The organism is Sphaerisporangium sp. NPDC051017, from assembly GCF_040683095.1.
Classification (GTDB): Bacteria; Actinomycetota; Actinomycetes; order Streptosporangiales; family Streptosporangiaceae; genus Sphaerisporangium.
This window is the reverse complement of sequence record NZ_JBFBCI010000004.1, coordinates 82,307-97,239: the sequence shown is the minus strand read 5'-3', so window position 1 is coordinate 97,239 and position 14,933 is coordinate 82,307. Positions and strand designations below refer to the sequence as shown.

14 protein-coding genes, 1 pseudogene and 1 riboswitch are annotated in these 14,933 nt (G+C 69.6%); of the genes and pseudogenes, 5 read left to right on the top strand and 10 right to left on the bottom strand.

The window, feature by feature from the left end:
• Nucleotides 1–90: 90 nt before the first annotated feature.
• A pseudogene (locus AB0M95_RS05740) lies at nt 91–219 on the bottom strand (L-serine ammonia-lyase, iron-sulfur-dependent, subunit alpha); the annotation flags it as partial.
• A gap of 138 nt (nt 220–357) precedes the next feature.
• Here AB0M95_RS05740 and AB0M95_RS05735 point away from each other — a divergent pair.
• Complete coding sequence (locus AB0M95_RS05735; protein WP_363760000.1) at nt 358–1,008, top strand: hypothetical protein; 651 nt, start codon at nt 358–360, stop codon at nt 1,006–1,008.
• A 453-nt stretch (nt 1,009–1,461) separates the two neighbouring features.
• Entirely contained in the window at nt 1,462–3,126 is a 1,665-nt protein-coding gene (locus tag AB0M95_RS05730; RefSeq protein WP_363759997.1) for an integrase, read from the top strand.
• On the opposite strand, the gene AB0M95_RS05725 is transcribed toward AB0M95_RS05730, so the two are convergent.
• From AB0M95_RS05725 to AB0M95_RS05695, 7 genes are all read right to left on the bottom strand, one after another.
• Nucleotides 3,113–4,489, bottom strand: a complete 1,377-nt coding sequence (locus AB0M95_RS05725; protein ID WP_363759995.1) for an L-serine ammonia-lyase — start codon at nt 4,487–4,489, stop codon at nt 3,113–3,115. The genes AB0M95_RS05730 and AB0M95_RS05725 overlap by 14 nt on opposite strands.
• Nucleotides 4,490–4,644: 155 nt before the next feature.
• Nucleotides 4,645–5,034 (bottom strand): glycine cleavage system protein GcvH, encoded by a 390-nt coding sequence (gene gcvH, locus AB0M95_RS05720; RefSeq protein ID WP_363759992.1) that lies wholly within the window; start codon nt 5,032–5,034, stop codon nt 4,645–4,647.
• Nucleotides 5,031–6,122 carry a glycine cleavage system aminomethyltransferase GcvT gene (gene gcvT / locus AB0M95_RS05715; RefSeq protein ID WP_363759989.1) on the bottom strand — a complete coding sequence of 364 codons (1,092 nt, stop codon included), beginning with the start codon at nt 6,120–6,122 and terminating at the stop codon, nt 5,031–5,033. Before gcvT ends, gcvH begins: the two co-directional genes overlap by 4 nt.
• 134 nt (nt 6,123–6,256) lie before the next feature.
• Nucleotides 6,257–6,354: riboswitch (glycine riboswitch) on the bottom strand.
• 81 nt (nt 6,355–6,435) lie between these two features.
• The gene (locus tag AB0M95_RS05710) at nt 6,436–7,131 is read right to left on the bottom strand and encodes a gamma-glutamyl-gamma-aminobutyrate hydrolase family protein (protein ID WP_363759986.1); all 696 of its coding nucleotides are present in this window, start codon (nt 7,129–7,131) and stop codon (nt 6,436–6,438) included.
• A 9-nt stretch (nt 7,132–7,140) separates the two neighbouring features.
• Complete coding sequence (locus AB0M95_RS05705) at nt 7,141–7,905, bottom strand: 3-oxoacyl-ACP reductase (RefSeq protein WP_363759983.1); 765 nt, start codon at nt 7,903–7,905, stop codon at nt 7,141–7,143.
• A 65-nt stretch (nt 7,906–7,970) separates the two neighbouring features.
• Complete coding sequence (locus AB0M95_RS05700) at nt 7,971–9,314, bottom strand: aldehyde dehydrogenase family protein (protein WP_363759980.1); 1,344 nt, start codon at nt 9,312–9,314, stop codon at nt 7,971–7,973.
• 1 nt (nt 9,315) lies between these two features.
• A complete protein-coding gene (locus AB0M95_RS05695) occupies nt 9,316–10,662 on the bottom strand; it encodes a glutamine synthetase family protein (protein WP_358515625.1) in 1,347 nt (448 codons plus the stop codon).
• 149 nt (nt 10,663–10,811) lie between these two features.
• On the opposite strand from AB0M95_RS05695, the gene AB0M95_RS05690 reads away from it, so the two are divergent.
• Nucleotides 10,812–11,537, top strand: a complete 726-nt coding sequence (locus AB0M95_RS05690; protein ID WP_363759977.1) for an FCD domain-containing protein — start codon at nt 10,812–10,814, stop codon at nt 11,535–11,537.
• Between the two features lie 122 nt (nt 11,538–11,659).
• Nucleotides 11,660–12,457: a hypothetical protein gene (locus tag AB0M95_RS05685; protein ID WP_363759974.1), complete on the top strand. Its 798-nt coding sequence runs from the start codon at nt 11,660–11,662 to the stop codon at nt 12,455–12,457.
• 198 nt (nt 12,458–12,655) lie between these two features.
• Here the strand turns inward: AB0M95_RS05685 and AB0M95_RS05680 are convergent, their stop codons facing one another.
• Together AB0M95_RS05680 and AB0M95_RS05675 are read right to left on the bottom strand one after the other, a co-directional pair.
• Nucleotides 12,656–13,264 carry an alpha/beta hydrolase fold domain-containing protein gene (locus tag AB0M95_RS05680; protein ID WP_363759971.1) on the bottom strand — a complete coding sequence of 203 codons (609 nt, stop codon included), beginning with the start codon at nt 13,262–13,264 and terminating at the stop codon, nt 12,656–12,658.
• Between the two features lie 10 nt (nt 13,265–13,274).
• On the bottom strand, nt 13,275–13,547 hold the full coding sequence (locus AB0M95_RS05675) for a hypothetical protein (RefSeq protein WP_363759968.1): 273 nt from the start codon (nt 13,545–13,547) through the stop codon (nt 13,275–13,277).
• Between the two features lie 132 nt (nt 13,548–13,679).
• On the opposite strand from AB0M95_RS05675, the gene AB0M95_RS05670 reads away from it, so the two are divergent.
• Nucleotides 13,680–14,933: an MFS transporter gene (locus tag AB0M95_RS05670; protein WP_363759965.1), complete on the top strand. Its 1,254-nt coding sequence runs from the start codon at nt 13,680–13,682 to the stop codon at nt 14,931–14,933.

Below are 14,933 nucleotides of genomic sequence, written 5' to 3'. Positions count from 1 at the left end.
AAGCGGTACGGGTGGGGACACTTACCTCAGCCACCAAATGAAATCTCCTTACCGGCTCCCGTCCGCAGGGATCGGGCCACGGTCGGAGGCTCAGCATTCGATGACGTTGACGGCGAGGCAGCCGCGGCTGGTTTCCTTGTATTTATCGAGCATGTCGCGGCTGGTGTCGCGCATGGTCTTGATGGCCTTGTCCAGGCTGACGAAGTGGCGGCCGTCGCCGGTTGAGGCCGGCCGGTTGCCGGATTCGCCGGGTGGCCCGTACGACGACCTAGTGGACATCGCCTCCAGGGCAGTGTCAGTGCTGGTAGAGGAGTTGAATAAGGTCGTAGACTCGATCACCGGCCAAATCGAAGGATCATGACAGGGGAACTGCTGTCCGCAGCGACCTCGGCCGCCGACGCCGTTCCGGCCGTGGCCAACGCAGATCGACCCTACGATATCTGGGACGTCAGGAAACTCTCACGTCGTCGGCTGGGGCATGCCCTAGGGATAAGCGGAAAGGGCGTGTCGGTGGCTGAATTGATGTCGTCGGTGACGGACCTGTTCAAGCCTCTGTACGGCCACTTCATTCTGGCCGACCAGGATGGCCTCACCGATGACAGTGAACAGCCGTGGGAGCTCGGCGGCGACTGGTTGGAGACAACCCCGAACGTCATGGTCATCAAAACCGCCGCGAGTGAGGACCCGCTCGGACTGCACACCGCCGGTTTCAGGTTCGAGACGTGGAACGGCAGTCCGCCACCGCCACCGCCACCGGCAGAGGCGTGGGACAAGTACGTGAGCGATCAGGTCCTGTTGACCTCGGGCCGGATCCACATAACCGACATTGAAGGCGGGACATCGCCTGTAACGATCGACCTGGGCGCCAGCGATCAAGTCTGGCACGTCAGAGCCCATGTCCGTGTGCGGCGACTGGCCGATGACGAGATCGCGGAATACGAGCTAGGCATCGAGGACTACGAGGCGGAGTTCTTTCTCCTGCAGTTCTGGCCTGCCGACGATCGGTGACGCCCGGGGCTCCTGTCCCGCGACAGGAGCCCCGGTGGTCGCTTGTCTCACCAGTCGCGCGGCGGAGCCTGGAGAACCACGTTCATGTAGAACGGGTCGCCGTCGTCAGCAGCGCCGGCACCATGGTCATCGCGGTTCTCCGACGTAGTTGGCTCCACGGCCTCAGGCGCGGCGTCGTCGGCTGCCCGAGCTCCGCGATTCACGTCGTAAGCCGTTCCTCTGGGGGGCCTCACGCCAACTGCCGGCTCCCAGAGGAACGCCGCAACCCGACCGGGCAAGGCGAACCCCTCCGGGAGTGGGCGATGAAAGAGGGACGATGGCCACGAGTGGCGGTCGTCCCTTGGTGGGTGTGGTGGAGCAAGAAAAAAGGGACGGTGGCCACGAGTGGCGGGCGTCCCTTGGTGTGAGTACAGGTTACCACACAGACCGTGACGATGGGCTACGGTACTCTGCGTGCATCAATCGTCACCCCCCGAACTTGGCGAGGCGTACGCGCGCTATGCGCTCGCCCGTATGATCGACTTCTTCGCGAGCGAGGATACTCCCTGGGCGCGCAGGCTCTGGGACGTCGGATCGGTACTGGCGTTGGAAGAGCTATGGGAAGCCGGGGCCTGGCAGGCGAGGGGAGTTCTTTCTTCGGCTGCGTGCGACTGGCAACGTGCGGAGCTTCGTGTGATCATTGGCCCTGATCGCGGACTGGGCGAACGCGAACTGCGGAGAGAGATCACCGACCTGCTCGCCAAGCCGCTGGCCGAGTCCAGCTCGCCACGTCGTAGATTGCGCGAGATCCTGGAACATGCCCGAGTCGGCTACTTGGAGCGCTGGGCCGCCGCAGTCCATCTGCCTGATCGGCCTGGCCCAGAACGTTTCTCCCGTACCGTCGCAGCGCACTTGCTGGATCTGGGATACAGCGCCCCTCATCTCCTGGCATGGGCCAAACGGCTGGCCACGGGTCCGGTCGATCCGCCCGGCATCACCGAAAGCGCGGCCGACCTCGCGCGTGCAGGTCAGAAGTCCTTCGATGTGCTGGTCGCCCTCGCGGACACACCCCAGCGACGACTCGCCGCGTCACTGCCGAACTGGTTGCCGAAGGACCAGGTGATCGCGTGGTTGCAGAGGCAGGGCCACGACACCTCGGGAGTACGGTCCGGTGGGGGTTTCCTGTACTGCTTCCACGCACTGGACCCCTACCGAGCGGCGGAGCAGGCGCGGCAGATGGTCGAACGAATGGTCGCACGTTCGTCGTTCCTCCGTCCCAGTCAGGGAAGGATCACTCCGCTCCCGCATGTCTGGGTGGCGGGGCACCAGAGCACGATTCCTCTCCATCCGCCGGCACGAGGTGCCGACGTTTTGAGCCTCGTCGGTGAAAGGCACCTCTACCGGGTTGAAGGGCCTCTCAGCCGTACTGACGAAGCTCTCGAACTAGCGGCTCCCCTCAATCAGGGGCCGCTCGGTCCTGCGGTGGCCGGTGCCTGGGCGGCCGTCGAATCCCTGCTCTGCCACCCTCACGATGTCCAGGAGGGGGAGCGGTCCGGCAAAGCCGTCGCGGCCGATCGTCTCGCCGCGATCATCGCCTGCTCGTGGCCGAGGGCCGAGTTGACCGCTCTGGCCCACCGTCACAAGCCGCAGGAGCCCGACGATCTCGCGAAACGCGTCGCCGTCTGCACGACGAACCGGGAGCGCGGTCGGTGTGTCGCCGAAGCGCTGCTCGCGTCAGGTTCGTCAGCCCTGGACTTCTCGGGCGCGCGGACCAGGTACAGCGACGGTCCCGCTGCGCGGCGTATGGTCGCCTTGCTGGTGGATCCTCGTCGCGTGCTCGGCGAGGTGATGGGCACCTGCCGCATCACACTGCGCCGCCTGTACCGGACCCGCAACATCGTCCTACATGGTGGCGCCACGCAGGGAGTCGCGCTCCAGGCGGCACTCCGTACTGCGGCGCCGCTGGTCGGTGCGGGGCTGGACCGGATCGTGCACGCCGATCAGACGGAGAGGTTGGCCCCATTGGATCTCGCGGCTCGTGCGGAGGTCGCCTTACGGCTTGTGGGGGGTGAGACTGGGCTGTCTGTCGTCGATCTTCTTGAGCCGGTTCTTGAGGGGGGACAGGTCAGCATTCGATGACGTTGACGGCAAGGCCGCCGCGGCTGGTTTCCTTGTATTTGTCGAGCATGTCGCGGCCGGTGTCGCGCATGGTCTTGATGGCTTTGTCCAGGCTGACGAAGTGGCGGCCGTCGCCGCGCATGGCGATTCGGGTGGCGGTGATGGCCTTGATGGAGGCGACCGCGTTGCGCTCGATGCAGGGAATCTGCACCAGGCCGCCGATGGGGTCGCAGGTGAGGCCGAGGTTGTGTTCGATGCCGATCTCGGCGGCGTTCTCGACCTGCTCGGGCGTGCCGCCGAGGGCCTCGGTCAGGCCGGCGGCGGCCATGGAGCACGCCGAGCCGACCTCGCCCTGGCAGCCGACCTCGGCGCCGGAGATCGAGGCGTTCTCCTTGAACAGGACGCCGATGGCCCCGGCGGTGAGGAGGAAGCGGATCACGCCGTCCTCCTCGGCGCCCGGGACGAAGCGGTCGTAGTACGTCAGCACGGCGGGGATGATTCCGGCGGCGCCGTTGGTCGGGGCGGTGACGATGCGGCCTCCGGCGGCGTTCTCCTCGTTGACGGCGAGGGCGAACAGCGTGACCCAGTCCATGGTCTGGAGCGGGTCCTTCTCGGGGCTCTCGCTCTGGAGGCGCCGCAGCATCTGGTTGGCCCGCCGCTTGACCTTCAGGCCGCCCGGCAGCACGCCCTCCTTGGTGGTGCCGCGCCGCACGCACTCGGACATGACCCGCCACAGGTTGAGCAGCCCCGCCCGGATCTCGGCCTCCGTACGGCCGAACGCCTTCTCGTTCTCCATCATCAGCCCGGAGATGGACAGCCCGCTCTCGGCGCACTGCTTCAGCAGCTCGGCCGCGGTGAGGAACGGGTAGGGGAGCTCGGTGTCGTCCGGTTTGATGCGGTCGGCGCCGGTGGCGTTCTCGTCGACGACGAACCCGCCGCCCACCGAGTAGTAGATCTTCTCGCGCAGCGTCTCGCCCTCGGGGGAGAAGGCGGTGAAGCGCATGCCGTTCGGGTGGTGGGGCAGCGAGATCTTGCGTTCGAACACGCAGTGCTCGCCGACGACGAAGGGGATCTCCTGGGCGCCGAACAGCCTCAGGGTGCCCGAGGCGCGCATCTGGGCGAGGCGATCGTCGACGGTGTCGACGTCCACCAGCTCGGGCTTCTCGCCGGACAGGCCGAGCAGGACCGCCTTGTCGCTGCCGTGGCCCTTTCCGGTCAGGCCGAGCGAGCCGTACAGGATGACCTCGACGCGCGCGGTCTTCTCCAGCAGACCGCCCCGCTGAAGGCCGCGGGCGAACTTGTGGGCGGCGGCCATCGGGCCGCCGGTGTGCGAGCTCGACGGGCCTATGCCGATCTTGAACAGGTCGAAGACGCTGATCGCCATTGATCTTCCGCCCTTCGGAACGTGTGCGGTGAACGTTCGGATGAGGTGACGGGGGTGGTGAAGGAGGGGAAGGGCGCTCCGGCGAGCGGTGGCTCGCCGGAGCCGGGGCCGGAGCCCGCACGGCCGGGGTACGGGTACGGCAGGGGAGAGGAGCGTCAGGACTCGGCCGTGGTGACGGTCGTGTACTCCTCGGCGGTGAGCAGCTCCTCCGGGGCGCCTTCGATGCGCACGCGGAACAGCCAGCCCTCGCCGTACGGGTCGGAGTTGACGAGGGACGGGTCGTCCACGACGGTCTGGTTGACCTCGACGACCTCGCCGCCGACCGGCGCGTAGATGTCGCTGACCGACTTGGTCGACTCGACCTCGCCGACGGCGTCGCCCGCCTCGATGGTCGCGCCCGCTTCGGGGAGCTGGACGTAGACGACGTCACCCAGCGACTCGGCGGCGTACGCCGTGATGCCCACGGTCACGGTGAGGCCGTCGTCCAGACCGGCGACCCACTCGTGCTCCTTGGTGTAGCTGAGCTCCTCGGGAATGCTGCTCACTTGCTCCTCCGGTAAAAAGGCAGGTCAACCACGTCGACCGGTTCATGGCTACCACGGATGTCGACCGCGAGCCCCTCGGACACGTTGGTGTCCACGTAGGCCATCGCGATCGGCTTGCCGAGGGACTGCGAGGGCGCGCCGCTGGTGACCTCTCCAACGACGGTGCCGTCCGTCAGCAGCACCACGGGATATCCGTGGCGCGGCACTCGGCGGCCCCGCGCGACGAGCCCGGTGAGGCGGCGGCGCGGCGGGATGTCCTTCAGCGGCGACAGGGCCGCGCGGCCGACGAAGTCGCCGGGCTTGTCGAACCTCACGACGCGGCCGAGGCCCGCGTCGAAGGGGGTGAGCCCCGCGTTCAGCTCGTTGCCGTACAGCGGCATGCCGGCTTCGAGCCGGAGCGTGTCCCGGGCGGACAGACCGGCGGGGCGCAGCCCGTACGCGTCGCCCGCCTTGGTGAGTTCCTGCCAGAGGGGGACGGCGTCGGCGGCGGCGACGAAGAGCTCGAAGCCGTCCTCGCCGGTGTAGCCGGTGCGGGCGATCAGGGCCTCGGCGCCGGCGACCGTGCCGGGCAGGCCCGCGTAGTACTTCAGCGACGGGAGGTCGGCGTCGGTGAGCGTGGCGAGGATCTCCTGGGCGCGGGGGCCCTGGACGGCGATCAGCGCGTACTGGTCGGAGCGGTCGTCGACCTCGGCGTCGAAGTCCGTGGAGCGCTCGGTCAGCTCGGCGGCGACGCGCGCGTAGTTGGAGGCGTTGGCGACGACCATGAACTCCTCGCCCGCCAGGCGGTAGACGATCAGGTCGTCCAGGACGCCGCCGTCGGGGGCGCAGATCATGGTGTACCGGGCGCGGCCGGGCTCCAGCGCGGACAGATTGCCGACCAGCGCGTGGTCCAGCGCCTCGCCCGCCTGCGGGCCCGTGACGAAGATCTCGCCCATGTGGGAGAGGTCGAAGAGGCCGGCGGCCGTGCGCACCGCGTTGTGCTCGGCGGATTCGCTGCCGTAGCGCAACGGCATCAGCCAGCCGGCGAAGTCGGTGAGCGTCGCGCCGAGGGTCTCGTGCACCTCGCGGAGCGGTGTGGGTCTGGACATGATGCGCACCTCAGACAGGGTTGGATGAGAGCATCCTCCCCCTCTGTCATCGGTGCCTGAGAGTTTCGCCCGGGTTTTGCCGGACTTTCACCTTCGGCGAGGCCCCCGGAGGAGGCCTGCTTTCCAGAGATCACCTTGCCCGCGCGGTCCTTTGCCTTGTGAGGTTCGCGGGGAGGACTTGCTCCTTCAGGGGTCCTGACCGGATGTCAGGACTCTCTCCCGCACGGGATCATCGGTGTTCTCGCCCACCCTACCAATGCCTGCCCTCCTGTCCATGCCCAGCGGCGGCCACTCCCTCCCCGGTCAGGGTGGGCTAGGTGGCGGCGGCGGTGATGAGGGCGTGGAAGAGGGTGTTGTCATCGCCGGTCTCCGGGTGCCATTGGACGGCGAGCGTGAACGGGTGGCCAGGGAGTTCGACGGCCTCGACGGTGCCGTCCTCGGCGGTGGCGGTGACGATCAGGCCCTCGCCGAGGCGGGCTGCCGCCTGGTGGTGGTAGTGGGCGGTGTCGACGGGGCCGGTGCCGAGGATCTCGGCGAGCCTGGTGCCCGGCTCCGGGCGTACGGGCATCTGGCCGTAGCGGCCAGGGACGGGGGCGTGGGCGCTGTGGCCGGTCACGTGGGGCAGGTGCTGGTGGAGGGCGCCGCCGAGGCGGACGTTCAGGACCTGGAGGCCCCGGCAGATGCCCAGGAACGGCAGTTCGGCCTTCAGAGCGGCACCGACCAGCCCAAACTCAGCCTCATCCCGAAATTTCCGGACGTAGCCGGTGTGCTCCGCCGGTTCCTCCCCGTACCGCCCCGGATCGACGTCCCCGCCGCCCGCCACGATCAGCCCGTCGAGCAGCTCGACCAGCGGCGCCGGGTCACCCGCCGGGGGCAGCAGCACCGGCTGGCCCCCGGCCCGGACGACCTGGTCGACGTAGTCGTACGGCAGCAGCGCCGCCCGCGTCTCCCAGACAGTGAACGCGGCCGGCTCGACGTAACAGGTGATCCCGATGACGGGCCGTGACATCGCGAAGCCCTACAGCGGGGTGACGTAGGCGCCGGAGATGCCGCCGTCCACCAGGAACTCGGCGCCGGTGATGAAGCTCGCGTCGTCCGAGGCCAGGAACGCCACGGCGGCGGCGATCTCGGACGCCTCGGCGAACCGCCCGAGCGGGATGTGCACGAGGCGCCGCTGGGCACGCTCGGGGTCCTTGGCGAACAGCTCCTGGAGCAGCGGGGTGTTGACCGGCCCCGGGCACAGCGCGTTGACCCGGATGCCCTCGCGGGCGAACTGGACGCCCAGCTCGCGCGACATGGCGAGTACGCCGCCCTTGGACGCGGTGTAGGAGATCTGGGACGTCGCCGAGCCCATGACCGCCACGAACGACGCGGTGTTGATGATCGAGCCCTTGCCCTGCCGCCGCATGTACGGGATCGCGTGCTTGCAGCACAGGTACACGCTGGTCAGGTTGACGTCCTGGACGCGGCGCCACGCGTCGATGCCGGTCGTCAGGATCGAGTCGTCGTCGGGCGGGGAGATGCCCGCGTTGTTGAACGCGATGTCCACGCTGCCGTAGGTCTCGAAGGCCGTCTCGAACATGCGGCTGACGTCCTCCTCGCTGGTGACGTCGCAGCGGACGAACAGGCCGCCCACCTCGTCGGCCGCCTTGGCGCCGGCCGCCTCGTCGACGTCGGCGCAGACGACCTTCGCGCCCTCCTCGGCGAAGCGGCGGGCGGTGGCGAGGCCGATGCCGCCGGCCGCTCCCGTGATCACGGCGACGCGGTCACGCAGACGTTGCATGGTGAATATCTCCTCGGTGCCTGGAAAATCGGTGGTGCTCGCCCGCGATCGGTGGATCAGTGGGCTCAGTGGGCGATGAAGACGTTCTTGGTCTCGGTGAACGCGGCCAGCGCGTCGGGGCCGAGCTCGCGGCCGAGACCCGACTGCTTGAAGCCGCCGAACGGCGTCCAGTACCGCACGGAGGAGTGGGAGTTCACCGACAGGTTGCCCGCCTCGATCGCGCGGGCCACGCGCAGCGCCCGCCCGACGTCCCGCGTCCAGATCGACCCGGACAGGCCGTACACGGTGTCGTTGGCGATGCGCACGGCGTCGGCCTCGTCGTCGAACGGGACGACGCTGACGACCGGCCCGAAGATCTCCTCGGTGAACGCGCGCTCGTCCAGCGACTCGTGGGTGAGCACGGTCGGCGGGAACCAGAAGCCCTTGCCCGCCGGGCAGGTCCCCTGGAAGCGCGGTGTGCCGGTGACGAACGACGCCACGCGCGCGCGGTGCTCGGCGCTGATCAGCGGCCCGAGGTCGGTGCCGGGGTCGAGCGGGTCGCCGACGGTGAGGGACGTGACGGCCGCGCCGAGCCGGTCGAGGAACTCGTCCAGGACCGGGCGCTGCACGAGGATGCGCGAGCGGGCGCAGCAGTCCTGGCCGCTGTTGTCGAAGACGGCTCCGGGCGCGGTGGCGGCGGCCCGTTCGATGTCGGCGTCGGCGAAGACGACGTTGGCGTTCTTGCCGCCTAGCTCCAGGGTGAGCCGCTTGACGGTCCGCGCGGCGCTCGCGGCGATGATCTTGCCGACCTCGGTCGACCCGGTGAACACGATCTTGTTCACGCCGGGATGCTCGGCCAGGCGGGCCCCCGCGACCTCCCCTGCTCCAGGCAGAACCTGGAGCACCCCCTCGGGGAGGCCGGCCTCGAGGGCCAGATCGGCGAGCCTCAAAGCCGTCAGCGGAGTCCACTCGGCGGGCTTCACGATGACCGTGTTGCCGGCCGCGAGCGCGGGGGCGACCCCCCACGTCATGATCACCATCGGGAAGTTCCAGGGCACGATGACCCCGACGACGCCGAGCGGCTCGGCGAACGTGATGTCCACCCCGCCGGGCACCGGGATCTGCTTGCCGTGGTTGCGCTCGGGCGCGCCCGCGTAGAAGTGCAGCACGTCGCGGACGTTGCCCGCCTCCCAGCGGGCGTTGCCGATCGGGTGCCCGGAGTTGGCCAGCTCCAGGCGGGCCAGCTCCTCGCCGTGGGCGTCCACGAGGTCGGCGAAGCGCCGCAGCAGCCGGGCGCGGTCCCCGGGCGCGACGTCGCGCCAGGCCGGGAACGCCGCGCGCGCCCGCTCCACCGCGCGGTCGATCTCGGCGGCGTCCGCGAGCTCGACGTCGGCGAGGACTTCCTCGGTGGCAGGGTTGACGATCTTCATTTCACATCCGCTCGAATCCCCGGAACAGTTCCCAGTCGGTGACGGCCGCGTCGAAGGCGGCCAGTTCGACGCGGGCGTTGTTCGCGTAGTGCTCGACGACCTCCTCGCCGAGCGCGGCCTTGGCGATCTTCGAAGACTCCCACAGGGCGAGGGCGTCGCGAAGCGTCGTGGGCACGGTGTCGGCGCCCGCCGTGTAGGCGTTCCCGCCGTACGCCTCCTCCAGCGGCAGCCCGTTGTCGATGCCGTGCAACCCGGCCGCGACCAGCGCCGATACCGCCAGGTAGGGGTTGACGTCGCCGCCCGGCACGCGGTTCTCCACGCGCAGCGAGGGGCCGTGCCCGACCAGGCGCAGGGCGCAGGTGCGGTTGTCCACGCCCCACTTGACCGCCGTCGGGGCGAAGCTGCCGGGAACGTACCGCTTGTACGAGTTGATGTTGGGCGCGTAGAGCAGCGTGAACTCGCGCAGCGCGGCGAGCTGGCCCGCGATGAAGTGTTCGCCGATCGTGGACAGGCCGTGCGCGCCGCCGCCCGCCATGACCGGCGCGCCCTCGGCGGTCCGCAGCGAGATGTGGATGTGGCAGGAGTTGCCCTCGCGGTGGTTCGGCTTGGCCATGAAGGTGAGCGACATGCCGTCCTGGGCCGCGATCTCCTTGGCGCCGTTCTTGTAGATCGAGTGGTTGTCGCAGGTGGCGAGGGCCTCGTCGAACCGGAAGGCGATCTCGTGCTGGCCGAAGTTGCACTCGCCCTTGGCGGACTCGACGTACATGCCCGCGCCCTCCATGCCGAGCCGGATGCGGCGCAGCAGCGGCTCGACCCGGGCGCCGCCGAGCAGCGAGTAGTCCACGTTGTACTGGTTGGCCGGGGTGAGGTCGCGGTACGCCTTCGACCAGGCGCTCTCGTAGGTGTCGGTGTAGACGACGAACTCCAGCTCGGTGCCGACGTACGCCTTCCAGCCGCGCTCGGCCAGCCGCGCGAGCTGGGCGCGCAGGATCTGGCGCGGCGAGGCGACGACGTCGGTGCCGTCCTCCCAGAGGACGTCCGCCATCAGCAGGACCGTGCCCTCCTGCCAGGGCACCCGGCGCAGGGTGGACAGGTCCGGCTTCATCACGAAGTCGCCGTAGCCGCGTTCCCATGACGACATGCCGTAGCCGCCCACGGTGTTCATGTCGACGTCCACGGCGAGCAGGTAGTTACAGCCCTCGGCGGCGTGCTCCAGCACCTCCTCCAGGAAGTACCGCGCGGACAGCCGCTTGCCCTGGAGGCGTCCCTGCATGTCGACGATGGCCAGGAGCACCGTGTCCACCCGGCCGGCGGAGACGTCCTCGCGCAGTTGGTCGACGGTGAGCACCGCGCCCTCCAAAAGTCTGGAAACAGACCATTGGAGGCATGCAAGCACCAGCGGCGGCCCCGCGTCAACGGTTTCGGCGACCCGAGGCTTCAATTGGACTAATCTCGACCCATTGAAGGGGGAACAGCATCGGGAACAGGGAGGTCGTGATGGGGGAGCCGCAGCTCGTCGCGCTCCTTCGTCCCGTCCGGGCGGGCAACGCGTTCGAGGAGACCGTCGAGCGACTGCTCCAGGCGATCAAGCTCGGCGTGGTCCCCTCCGGCGACAAGCTTCCCCCCGAGCGGGAGCTGGCCGTCCAGCTCGGCATCAGCCGCGTCACGCTGCGCGAGGCGATTCGCTCCCTCCAGGAGGCCGGGTACCTGGACGTGCGGCGCGGCCGCTACGGCGGGGCGTTCGTCGTCTATGAGCCCCCGCTCGCCGGCGGCCACGGCGACCTGCGCCGCGCCGTCAACGCGATGGGCCCGTACGAGCTGGAGGACGCGCTGACCTTCCGCATGGCCGTCGAGTGCGGCGCCGCGCAGGTCCTGGCGACCTCAGTCCTCACCGACGAGCAGCGGGCCACGCTGAGACGGCGGCTCGCGGACGTCAACGACGCCGCGCCCGCCGACTACCGGCGCCTGGACACGGCGTTCCACCTGTCGGTCGCCGAGCTGACCGGGTCGGCGCTGCTGGCGGCGGCGTGCGCGGACGCGCGGCTGCGGGTGACCGACCTGCTCAACGCCATCCCGGTGCTCGGGCCGAACATCGACCACGCCGCCGCGCAGCACGCCGCCATCGTCGCCGCGATCCTCGCCGGGAACCCGGAGGCCGCGCGTAGGGCCGTCACCGAGCACCTGGACGGGACGGCGGCGCTGCTGCGGGCGTTCCTAGCCTGACATTTCACGCGTTCCGGGAGCCCGGCCTCCGGGACGCGACGTTCCGTACGGAAACGATCGGCGCCCGCGAAACGCGGGGATCACCCGAATGGGGGCCGTAGCATCGGTAATGGGGGATGTTCGTGGGAATCTGGTTCCAGGAACGGATCATCGACACGGGGCGGCTGCCGCTCTTCTGCTTCCTGGTGGCGCTGATCGTCACGTTCGTGTTCACGCGCGTGAACGTCCGGCTCATCCGCGCGAAGGTGGGCTGGTTCCGCGACGTCAGCGTGGGCGACGTCCACGTCCACCACGTCGTGTTCGGCGTCGTGCTGATGATCCTCGGCGGGGTCGCCGGGCTGGTCGTCGCCGGCTTCTCCCCGGGCTGGTACGCGCTGACGGCGGCCGTCTTCGGGGTCGGCGCAGCCCTCGTCCTGGACGAGTTCGCGCTGATCCTGCACCTGCGCGACGTCTACTGGACGGAGGAAGGGCGCACCTCGGTCGACGCCGTCTTCGTCGCCGTCGCCGTGACGGTGCTCCTGCTGCTCGGCATGCGGCCCCTCGGCTGGGAGGAGCCCGACCCGTCCCCCGCCGGCAGGTGGACGGCCGTCCTGTTCCTCGTCGGCAACCTCGTGCTCGCCGTCGTCACCCTCATGAAAGGCAAGATCTGGACCGGCCTCGCGGGCCTGTTCGCGCCGATCCTCCTGATCGTCGGCGCGGTACGGCTGGCGCGTCCCGGCTCGCCGTGGGCGCGCTGGCTCTTCGCCCCCGGCTCGCGTCGGCCGAGCCCGTCCAAGATGGCCAAGGCCGTCCACCGGGAGAACCGCTGGCGCAGGCCGGTGATCAAGGTCAAGATCGCCGTGCAGGAGTTCGTGTCCGGCCGCCACGACCTGCCCTCGGCCTGGGACACCGGCGAGCACTCCACCACACGCCGTCGCTGACCTGCCGTAAGGCCCGGCTCCTGCCGATAGAGGACCAGATCGAGCAGACCGCCCGCGAGATCCGCGCGAAGTACGTCCGCTCCTGACCGACCCCTCACGCCCCCAACTGCGCCTGACGTCCGTCTCGCGACCACGGGCGTCAGGAGACGGCGTGGCCCCGTGCCGCGCTCAGGGCCGGGACGGAGAGGAAGGCCGCGATCACCTGGCGGACGTCGTCCCGCTCCAGGTCGAGGTCGTGGTCGCCGCTCGTGAGGTACGTCGTGACGGGGTGGCCGGAGGCCAGGAGGGCGCCCGCCAGGTCCAGCGCCTGGGTCGGGGGACGGTCGTGTCGTCGGCGCCGTGGAGGAGCAGCACCGGCACGCCGTTGCCCACGTGGTTGGCGGGGGTCGCGTCGGCGGTCACGTCGTCCAGCGGGGTGGGGACGTGGCCGAGCAGGCGCGACCACGGGCTGCCCGCGGCGCGGGACTCGGGCCAGTCGGCGGCGAGCGGGTCCACCGGCGGGCTGACGGCGATGACGCCGGCCACGTCGTCGGGGGCGTCGATGCCGCGCAACCCGAGCTGGAGAGCCAGGTGGCCGCCCGAGGACCTGCCGCCCACCAGCAGCGGCGCGTCCGGCCGCTCGGCGCGGGCCGCGCGGGCGGCCTCCCGGACATCGTCCAGTTGCGCGGGCCAGATGGCCTCGTCGCTCAGCCGGTGCGTGGCCGTCACCACGTGGAGCCCCTGGGCGGACAGGATCTCGCGCGACCGCTCGCTCGCGTGCCGCCGCATCCACGCGCCCCCGTGGATCCAGATACGCGTTGGCCTCATGCCCGTGATCTTACGGGCGCCCGGCGGATCTCCCCACTTCGCCGACGTCGCAGGGGCGGCGGGCGTCAGAAGGCCCCGCCCAGGCTGCGTGGACGGTCGCCAGGCGGTCGAGACGGGAGGAGAGCCTGACGAACAGCAGGCCGACGGCGGTGAGGGTCGCGGCCATGCCGAGATCCCCGAGCGGCCCGCCGATTCCCGGCGCCGCGGAGCCTCCGATGCCGGGCGGACCGGACGAAGCCCCGCCCGGCGACCGCGCGTCGTCCCCGCCGCTCGTGGCGGCCACGTCCCCGGACCCGGACCTGGACGTGCCAGACCCGGACGCCTCGCCGTGGTCGGAATCGCTTTACTCGTGTTCACTGGGTGCTTTCGGCTTCTGACTTGACTGTGCCGTGGCGGCATAGTTTGTGATCGGTTCATGAGTCGAAGTACATGGGTTTATCTGGGGTCGTACAGTCTGTCGCTGTTGGGGAATGGGATCGCGTCGGTGTTGTTCCCGTTGCTGGTGCTCGCGAAGACCGGTGACATCCTCGCCGCCGGAGTTCTTGCCTCGGTGACTGCTGCGGTTGCGGCGGTTGTGGGGGTGCTGGCGGGGGTGGTCGTTGATCGGGTGCACCGGCGGACGGTGTCGATTGTCAGCGATGTGTTGTCCGCGGCGTCGGTTGCCGCGGTCCCGGTTGTGGATGCGTTGTGGGGGTTGAGCCTGACGTGGTTCATCGTGCTGGGTGTGATCGGCTCGTTCGGAGACATGCCGGGGATGACGGCGCGGGAGACGCTGCTTCCCCGCCTCGTCCAACTCGACGGTGGTAAGCCGGGCGCACTGGACCGGCTGGTGGGTGTCCGCGAGTCGCTGTCGGGCGCGCTGATGCTGATCGGGCCTGGCCTGGGTGGGTTGCTGGTGTGGCTGGTCGGTGTGAGTTCTGCCGCGTTGTTCATCACCGCCGGAATGAGTCTTGCCGCGGCGTTGCTGTCGTCCGCGATGTCGTCCCGCGCGGGAGAGATCACCGCGACCGATGCGCGCACCGCGGAGGCCGGTGTTCGCGGGGTGTTCGCTGACCTGGCGACCGGGTGGCGGTTCCTGCTCTGGCACAGGTTGGTGCTGGGTGCGAGCCTGCTGTCGGCGGTGTTCGTCGCGGTGATCGCGGCGTTGCAGGCGACGATCATGCCCGCCTACTTCACGAGCGAGAACCTGCCCGAGCTCAGTGGGTTCGCCGCGACCGGTATCGCGCTCGGTGGCCTTCTCAGCGCGGGCGTGTATGCGGCGACTGCGGGGAAGGTGTCGCGCCGTGCCTGGTTCGTGATCGGGATGGTTGGCATTGGCATCGGGTTCACTGTGATCGGCGTGATGGCAGCGCCCTGGATGGTGCTGGCGGCTGCCGTGTTCATCGGTCTGACCAGCGGCCCCATGTCTGCGGTGCTGGGGGTGGCGACCATCGAGGCGACTCCGGATCAGATGCGCGGACGTGTGCTCGGTGCACAGAACGCTCTCATGCTTGCGGCACCCGCCCTCACCTCGGCTCCCATCGCCGCAATCGCTTCCGGGTTCGGGCTCGTGACGGCGGGCATCGGGATCGTGGCCGTGATCGTGGTGACCGTCGTCATCGCGCTGTGCGCCCCCGCGTTCCGGTCGTTGGACACAATTGATGTAGCAGTGGAAGCGAAGGAGGGCTGA